Annotated in this window: 7 protein-coding genes and 1 pseudogene; 5 read left to right on the forward strand and 3 right to left on the reverse strand. The window is 65.2% G+C overall.

Annotation, left to right across the window (positions count from 1 at the left end):
- The first annotated feature begins 75 nt into the window (after positions 1 to 75).
- From EOC06_RS28590 to EOC06_RS28600, 3 genes are all read left to right on the forward strand, one after another.
- The gene (locus tag EOC06_RS28590) at positions 76 to 1,440 is read left to right on the forward strand and encodes an Nramp family divalent metal transporter (protein WP_127271218.1); all 1,365 of its coding nucleotides are present in this window, start codon (positions 76 to 78) and stop codon (positions 1,438 to 1,440) included.
- A gap of 81 nt (positions 1,441 to 1,521) precedes the next feature.
- On the forward strand, positions 1,522 to 2,364 hold the full coding sequence (locus EOC06_RS28595; RefSeq protein ID WP_164898785.1) for a protein-L-isoaspartate O-methyltransferase: 843 nt from the start codon (positions 1,522 to 1,524) through the stop codon (positions 2,362 to 2,364).
- Positions 2,365 to 2,472: 108 nt separating this feature from the next.
- On the forward strand, positions 2,473 to 3,123 hold the full coding sequence (locus EOC06_RS28600) for a dihydrofolate reductase family protein (RefSeq protein WP_128309378.1): 651 nt from the start codon (positions 2,473 to 2,475) through the stop codon (positions 3,121 to 3,123).
- A gap of 343 nt (positions 3,124 to 3,466) precedes the next feature.
- Here EOC06_RS28600 and EOC06_RS28605 read toward each other — a convergent pair whose 3' ends face one another.
- Positions 3,467 to 4,336 carry a LysR substrate-binding domain-containing protein gene (locus EOC06_RS28605; RefSeq protein ID WP_128309382.1) on the reverse strand — a complete coding sequence of 290 codons (870 nt, stop codon included), beginning with the start codon at positions 4,334 to 4,336 and terminating at the stop codon, positions 3,467 to 3,469.
- Positions 4,337 to 4,434: 98 nt separating this feature from the next.
- On the opposite strand from EOC06_RS28605, the gene EOC06_RS28610 reads away from it, so the two are divergent.
- The gene (locus EOC06_RS28610) at positions 4,435 to 5,034 is read left to right on the forward strand and encodes a LysE family translocator (RefSeq protein WP_128309379.1); all 600 of its coding nucleotides are present in this window, start codon (positions 4,435 to 4,437) and stop codon (positions 5,032 to 5,034) included.
- A gap of 173 nt (positions 5,035 to 5,207) precedes the next feature.
- Here the strand turns inward: EOC06_RS28610 and EOC06_RS28615 are convergent, their stop codons facing one another.
- The gene (locus EOC06_RS28615; RefSeq protein ID WP_128309380.1) at positions 5,208 to 6,002 is read right to left on the reverse strand and encodes an SDR family oxidoreductase; all 795 of its coding nucleotides are present in this window, start codon (positions 6,000 to 6,002) and stop codon (positions 5,208 to 5,210) included.
- Positions 6,003 to 6,208: 206 nt separating this feature from the next.
- On the opposite strand from EOC06_RS28615, the gene EOC06_RS28620 reads away from it, so the two are divergent.
- Complete coding sequence (locus EOC06_RS28620) at positions 6,209 to 6,667, forward strand: MarR family winged helix-turn-helix transcriptional regulator (protein WP_128309381.1); 459 nt, start codon at positions 6,209 to 6,211, stop codon at positions 6,665 to 6,667.
- Between the two features lie 22 nt (positions 6,668 to 6,689).
- Here EOC06_RS28620 and EOC06_RS28625 read toward each other — a convergent pair.
- Positions 6,690 to 7,254 (reverse strand): annotated as a pseudogene (locus EOC06_RS28625) (MFS transporter); the annotation flags it as partial.

Consider the following 7,254-nt stretch of genomic DNA (forward strand, 5'->3'; position numbering starts at 1 on the left):
ATAGCATATTGCATAATGTTGAGCCATGGCATAGCTTAAGGGAACATCGCCCAGTCTCCCGGAAAGCCCTCCCCCATGTCCGAAGTCGAAGCCACAGCCTCCCGTTCCTCATGGCGGTTCGCCAGGCCCGACGAGGACGAGGAGCCCAGCCTGCGCGAGGTCAACGCGTCGATCGCCGTTCCGAGTTCGGGGGTCTGGTTCCGCCGCCTGTTCGCCTTCATGGGTCCCGGCTACATGGTCTCGGTCGGCTATATGGATCCGGGCAACTGGGCGACCGACCTCGCCGGCGGCGCGCAGTTCGGCTACACGCTGCTGTTCATCATCATGCTGTCCAACCTGATGGCGATCCTTTTGCAGGCGCTGGCGGCACGACTCGGCATCGCCACCGGCCGCGACCTCGCCCAGGCCTGCCGCGCCTACTATCCCCGTCCAGTCAACTTCGTGCTGTGGATTGCCTGCGAACTGGCCATCATCGCCTGCGACCTGGCCGAAGTCATCGGCACCGCGATCGCGCTGCAACTTCTGTTCGGCATTCCGCTGATCGGCGGCGCCATGCTGACGGCGCTCGACGCCTTCCTCGTGCTGCTGCTGATGAACAAGGGCTTCCGCTATCTCGAAGCTTTCGTCGTCGCGCTGCTGATCATCATCTTCAGCTGCTTCGCCATCCAGATCTTTGTCGCCGCCCCGCCGGCCGGCTCGATCCTGCATGCCATGTTCGTGCCGTCGTCGCAGATCGTCACCAACCCGGAGATGCTCTACATCGCCATCGGCATCATCGGCGCCACCGTCATGCCGCACAATCTCTATCTGCACTCCTCAATCGTGCAGACCCGCGCCTATGAACGCACCGAAAAGGGCAAGCGCGACGCCATCAAATGGGCAACGACGGACTCGACCATCGCCCTGATGCTGGCTTTGTTCGTCAATGCCGCGATCCTGATCGTGTCGGCGGTCGCCTTCCACAACACCGGCCATCAGGATGTTGCCGAGATCGGCCAGGCTTTCGAGCTGCTGTCGCCGCTGCTCGGCCTTGGCATCGCCTCGATCCTGTTCGCGGTGGCGCTGCTGGCTTCCGGCCTGAACTCGACGGTGACCGCAACGCTTGCCGGCCAGATCGTCATGGAGGGTTTCCTGCGCCTGCGCATCCCCAACTGGGCACGCCGGCTCTTGACGCGCGGCCTCGCCATCATCCCGGTGGTGGTCGTCACTGCGCTCTATGGCGAAAAGGGCACCGGCCAGTTGCTGGTGTTCAGCCAGGTCATCCTGTCGATGCAGTTGCCTTTCGCGGTCGTCCCGCTGGTGCAGTTCGTCTCCGACAAAAAGAAGATGGGCAATCTCGCCATTCCGCGCGGCGTCGCCGCCCTTGCCTGGGTAGTCGCCGCGGTCATCCTGGGGCTCAACTTCAAGCTGCTCTACGACACCATGTTCGGCATCGGCTAAGCTCCGCTTCGAAAATCGACTACCGTGCGCCAAGGGTAGTCTCGCGACAAATCGGCAATCCGCGCTATGTTGTCCCGCAGCATGGCCCGGATCGAAGACATCAGGAAATTCTACGCGCGGCTGCTGGTCGCCCATGCCGGCTCGCCCGACCCACGCCTGGAAGCGGCTTTCACCGAGGTGCCGCGCGAGGCGTTTCTCGGTCCCGGGCCGTGGACGGTCATCGCCGGCAACGGCAAGGTCACGACGCCGAGCGCCGACCCGGCCCATGTCTACCAGAACGTGCTGGTGACGCTCGACGACGACAAGGGCATCAACAATGGCGAGCCCTTCCTGCATGCCATGTGGATCGGAAAGCTTGCGCCTAAACCTGGCGAGGCCGTCACTCATATCGGCGCCGGCACCGGCTACTACACCGCCGTGCTGGCCAGGCTGGTTTTACCAGGCGGCACCGTCACCGGCTTCGAACTCGACAAAAAACTGGCCGATCTGGCGCGCAAAAATCTCGAAGCATATGGCAATGCAACGGTCGTCCATGGCGATGCGGTGACGACGCCCCTGCCGCCATCCGACATCATCTACGTCAATGCTGGCGTCGCAGCGCCACCAGCAGGGTGGCTGAAGGCGCTGCGGCCCGGCGGCCGCATGATCTTCCCCTGGCGCCCGGCCGAGCGCGTCCCGCTGGCGGTGATGGTGATCCGCACCGAAAAAGGCTTCGCCTGCGATCCGTTCATGCGATCGTGGTTCATTCCCTGCGTCGGCGCCTCGCTCGCAGACTCAGCGTCGAGGATCCCGACGCGCGAGCAGGCCGCGCGCAGCCGCTCGATCTGGCTGGTCCAGGACAAGGCGCCTGACGCCACCGCCACCGCCATATCGGGCGATGTCTGGTTCTCGTCGGAAGATCTCCACCCCGGGCCTCGCAAATGATGGAGGTTCGCCAAAATTTCCTATGTCCTGTCGGACCGGTGGCTCGTCGCCCGTCCTTGGGCTGAAGTCCGGCCAAGACGGCGTGGATCGAAGAACGGGAGCATTGGAATGAGAAAGATCATCTCGGCGACATTCGTCAGCCTCGACGGCGTCATGCAGGCGCCCGGCGGCCCGCATGAGGATCCGGTCGGCGGCTTCAAGTTCGGCGGCTGGACCTTCCATTACTTCGACGAGGCGGGGGGCGCGGCGATGGATGAACTGTTCTCCAAGCCTTTCGCCCTGCTGCTCGGCCGCAGAACCTACGACATCTTCGCCGCCTACTGGCCGTATCAGAAAGATCCGATCGCGGATGCCTTCAACCCCGCGACCAAATATGTGGCGACGCATCGGCCTGACACCCTCACCTGGCAGAACACGCAATCGCTCGGGCCTGATATCGTTGCGGAGTTGCGCCGTCTCAAGCAGGAGGATGGCCCTGACCTGCTCATCCAGGGATCTGGCGATCTGATCCAGACCTTGCTCGCCAACGGGCTGATCGACGAAATTCGGCTGATGATCTTCCCGCTGTTGCTGGGCAAGGGCAAGCGGCTGTTCGGCGACAGCGCGATGCCGGCCGCCTTCAAGCTTGCCAAGTCGCAGGCAACCAGCACAGGCGTCATCATGGCGACCTACGAACGATCAGGCGAGATCAAGGTCGGCTCGTTTGTCACAGGGGAGCCATCCGAGGCCGAGCTCGAACGGCGCAGGAATTGGAAGTAGCAGGACCTGGGTTCCTCGCCCCACGATGAAAGATCGACCCCCACTCCGTCTCGGCTTCGCCGAGCCACCTCTCCCCCGATCGACGGGGTAGAGGAAAGGCGCGAGCTTTAGAAAGGTTGGCTCCCTTCCTCTCCCTCCGGAGGGGGGAGAGGTGGCGCTGCGAAGCAGCGACGGAGTGGGGGAAGCCGCTCGTCAATCGCGCCGCCGCCGCAAGAGGCATACCCGACCAGCAAGAAAACTGTCACCCATGCTATCGGTCCATTCTGTTACCCATCTATCCGGTTCGGACAACTCGACACCTCTCCCCCGATCGACGGGGAGAGGAACCAAAGTTCTGCCTGGCTCAAGCCGCCACCGGCCGCCGCGCCAGCCCGTCGCGGATATGCCGCGCGAATTCCTGCGCCGCCGGCCCGACACCGTGCCTCGGCAGATGCAGGTTGATGGCAAAATTCGGCAGCGGCGGCAGGCCGGACTCCGATGGCAATATGTCGAGATCTGCCGGCACGGTGGTGGCCAGCCAGGCGGTGACGGCGAGGTCCGACCGCACCGTCGCCGTCGTCGCGTCGATGTTGCCGTTTTCGAACACGGTGCGCCACTCCAGCCCATGCTCGCCGAGCGCCGCCAGCACCGCCGGGCGGAAGGCGCAGGTGTCGGCGACGATCGAAACCGGCAGCGGCCGCTTGGCGCGGGCAGCGCCGCCTTTGGCGCCGACCCAGACCAGCCGGTCGATGGCAAGGCACTCACCGGCCGACGGGCCGACGCGTTCCTCGATCACCGCAAGGTCGATGGTCCCGGCCGCAAGGGCAGCCGCCAATTCCGGCGACGAGGCGCAGACCAGCGATATCTCGACCTGCGGATAGGTCTCGGCATAGGTCTTCAGCACCGGCGCCAGCAAGGTGCCGACAAGGTCATAGGGCACGCCGAGCCGCACCTGGCCGGCCACCAAAGTCCCAGCCATCTCGGCCCAGATCTCGTCATTCAAGGCCAGCAACCGCTTGCCCCTGCCGAACAGCTGTTCACCGGCGCGCGTCAGCCGCAAGCCGCGCCGGTCGCGCGTAAACAGGCTGGAGCCGAGCGCCTCCTCCAGCCGCTTGACCTGCTGGCTGACAGCACCTTGCGTCAGGTGCAGCGCATTGGCCGCCGCCGTCATGCTGGCCTTGTCGGCGACGGTGATGAAGGTGCGGATCAGCGCCATGTCGAGATTTCGGATCATGGGTGGCATTATCTATCCTAATGCTGACCATAGCAAACATTGCATTTACTGACGTTCGCACGCAGCTACGATCGCAGCCCTCTGACAGAGGACGCCGCATGCTCGAGCCCATTCTCCCGCTCATCCTTTTTGCCATCGTCGCCACCACCACGCCCGGCATCGCCACGACCCTGTCTACGGCGTCCGGCGCGCAGTTCGGCTTTCGCCGTTCCGTGCCCCTGCTGGTCGGCAGCGCCGCCGGCCTCGCCACCGTCACGGGTGCTGCTGCCGCCGGGCTTGCCGGTCTGCTGCTTGCCGTGCCTTCGCTGCAACTGGCCATGAAGGTCGTCGGCTCGCTCTATCTCCTCTGGCTGGCGATCAAGATCGGCCGCAGCGGACCGCCCAATCTGGATGTGAGCATGGCCAGGCCGAACAGCTTTCTGGGCGGCGCCGGCATTCAATGGATGAACCCGAAAGGCTGGGGGATGGGTCTAGGCGCCGCGGCCTCGTTCGCGGCGCTGGCCAGCGGACCGGTGCAACTTGCGCTGCTGCTCGGCGCCACCTTCGGCCTCGCGGCCGCCGCCTCGCTTTCACTGTGGTGCGTGGCCGGCATGGTGCTGGCGCGACTGCTCAAGACCGAATGGCAATGGCGCGCGCTCAACATCGTGCTGGCACTGGTGCTGGCCGCCTCGATCATTCCGATGTGGCGGACGGCCTGAGTTGGACGCAAGGCCCCCTCACCCAGCCTCCGCTTCGCTCGGCTGACCTCCCCCCTCGGGGAGAGGAGATTGTCAGCGCCGGCGCCGGTCTCTTCTCCCCAGCGGGGAGAAGGTGGCCGCGAAGCGGCCGGATGAGGGCCCTTTTGGTTCGTAAAGCGAACCAGCCTAGACCCTCAAGCCGCGTAGCGGGCTGCCGGCTTGTCGGCGTGCAGGCTGCCGTAGAAGGCCTGCCGGGCACCGAGGAAAATGTCCAGTTTGGCCGGCTCGGCGAGCGCCGGCACGGTGACAGCTTCACCCCTGGCAAGGCCGACAAGGGCCGCATCCACCATATCGTCGGCGCTCATGATGATTTCCTTTGGAAGCTGGTCGATATCGCTGCCGGCAAGCTCCCAGAAATCCGTCCGTGTCGCGCCCGGCAGCACCACCTGCACCTTCACCTCCGTACCCTCGACCTCGCGGTGCAGAGCCTCGGTGAAGTTGACGACATAGGCCTTGGTACCGCTGTAGATGCCGCCGAACGAGGTCTCATAGGCGAGCACCGAGGCGATGTTGACGACCGCACCTCGGTTGCGCGCCAAAAACCCCGGCAGCACGGCACGGGTCAGCCGCGTCAGGGCGATGACATTGACCTTGATCATGCGTTCGGCAGCGTCCGCATCGGCGGTTGCCACCACGGACTGGCCGCCAAGGCCGGCATTATTGACCAGCAGCGTCACGCTGTCGTCGCTGGCGATCGCCTGTTCGACGCGGCGGACGTCGTCGTCGTTGGAAAGGTCGGCGCTGATCACGCTGACCTTGCGGCTGTAGGTCTGGCGCAGCTTCCCGGCCAGTTCCTCCAGCCGGTCGGCGCGCCGCGCCACCAGCACCAGATCGTAGCCCTGCCCCGCCAGCCGGTCGGCATAGACCGCGCCGATGCCCGACGAAGCACCGGTGACGACCGCCGTGCCCTTGTTGCCCTGTCCACTCATTGTCCTGTTCCTTCTTCGACTGATCTGGTTCGTTTCGACTGACCCGGCGCCGTGGCATCTGCCGCGCTACCGAAAGCCGCGTGATTGATTTAGTGGCATATACCACTAATTGGGAAGTAGGCATATGCCACTATCTTGTCAATGATACGGACGGGGATTATTTGAGGGGTGCAGCCGGGCCTCATTCGCCGGCGCCAAGGACCATCATGTCAAAGGACAACTTGCCCGGCCTCACGCTCTGCAACAACGCCGCGCTGCGCCGCGCGGCGCGCAAGCTCGGCAAGTTTTATGATGATGTGGTGGAGCCGTCAGGCCTCAAGGCGACACAGCAGGGCCTGCTCTACCAGATCCATATCGGCGACGAGCCGGCGATGGGGGCCATCGCCGCGTCGCTGATCATGGACCTGTCGGCGCTCGGCCATACGCTGAAGCCACTGATCCGCGACGGCTATGTCGAGACCTTCGCCGACCCGGACGACCGCCGCGTCAAGCGTGTGCGGCTGACGCCGCAGGGGCTGGCCAAGCTCGAGGCGGCGATGAAACTGTGGCAGATCGCTCAGCAGCGTTTCGAGCATGTCGTCGGCAGGGACAAGGCTGAAAAGCTGCGCGCGGCGCTGGATGACATCGCCGCGCTGGATTTCGATCTGCCGCCGGCCAGACCCTGAGGCCAGCGTCTGCCAAAAGACTCTACTCGGCAGGCATCTCTACAGGCCGAGCCGCCCGGCGGCCGGCCACCACGATGCCAAGCCCGATGATCGGGAAGATCGCGGCGACCAGGCCAAGATCGGCCGGCGCGCCGTAGCGCAGCACGGCGCCACCGACCACGGCGCCCAGCGCCACGCCGAGATAGAGCGCCGAGGCGTTGAGCGACAGCACGATCGGGGCGGCGTCGGGCGCCAGCTTGATGATGCGGCTGGCCTGCGCCGGCGGGAAGGCCCAGCCGACGATGCCCCACGGCACCATCATCGCCATCAGCGCCGGTCCGGCAATATGCGGCGGCAGAAAGGTCGGGATGACCGACAGCAGGACCAGCATGCCGGCACTCAGCGCCAACGACCAGCCGACGGTGCGGGTCGCGCCGAACCGGTCGGCAGCCTGGCCGCCGCCAATGTTGCCGATGACGGCGCCGACGCCGAAGGCGAGCAGCATGCCGGGCAGCGCGATCTGGCTGAGACCGCCGCCCTCGATGGCAAGCGGCGCGACATAGGCAAAGACGGTGAAGGCGCCGATCAGCGCCAGCACTGTCGTCAAC

The sequence above is a fragment of the Mesorhizobium sp. M7A.F.Ca.MR.362.00.0.0 genome, from assembly GCF_004023175.1.
GTDB lineage: Bacteria > Pseudomonadota > Alphaproteobacteria > Rhizobiales > Rhizobiaceae > Mesorhizobium.

Coding starts and splice junctions, on each gene's coding strand:
- EOC06_RS28590 (WP_127271218.1), top strand. CDS start 76: ATGTCCGAAGTCGAAGCCACAGCCTCCCGTTCCTCATGGCGGTTCGCC.
- EOC06_RS28595 (WP_164898785.1), top strand. CDS start 1,522: ATGGCCCGGATCGAAGACATCAGGAAATTCTACGCGCGGCTGCTGGTC.
- EOC06_RS28600 (WP_128309378.1), top strand. CDS start 2,473: ATGAGAAAGATCATCTCGGCGACATTCGTCAGCCTCGACGGCGTCATG.
- EOC06_RS28605 (WP_128309382.1), bottom strand. CDS start 4,336: ATGATCCGAAATCTCGACATGGCGCTGATCCGCACCTTCATCACCGTC.
- EOC06_RS28610 (WP_128309379.1), top strand. CDS start 4,435: ATGCTCGAGCCCATTCTCCCGCTCATCCTTTTTGCCATCGTCGCCACC.
- EOC06_RS28615 (WP_128309380.1), bottom strand. CDS start 6,002: ATGAGTGGACAGGGCAACAAGGGCACGGCGGTCGTCACCGGTGCTTCG.
- EOC06_RS28620 (WP_128309381.1), top strand. CDS start 6,209: ATGTCAAAGGACAACTTGCCCGGCCTCACGCTCTGCAACAACGCCGCG.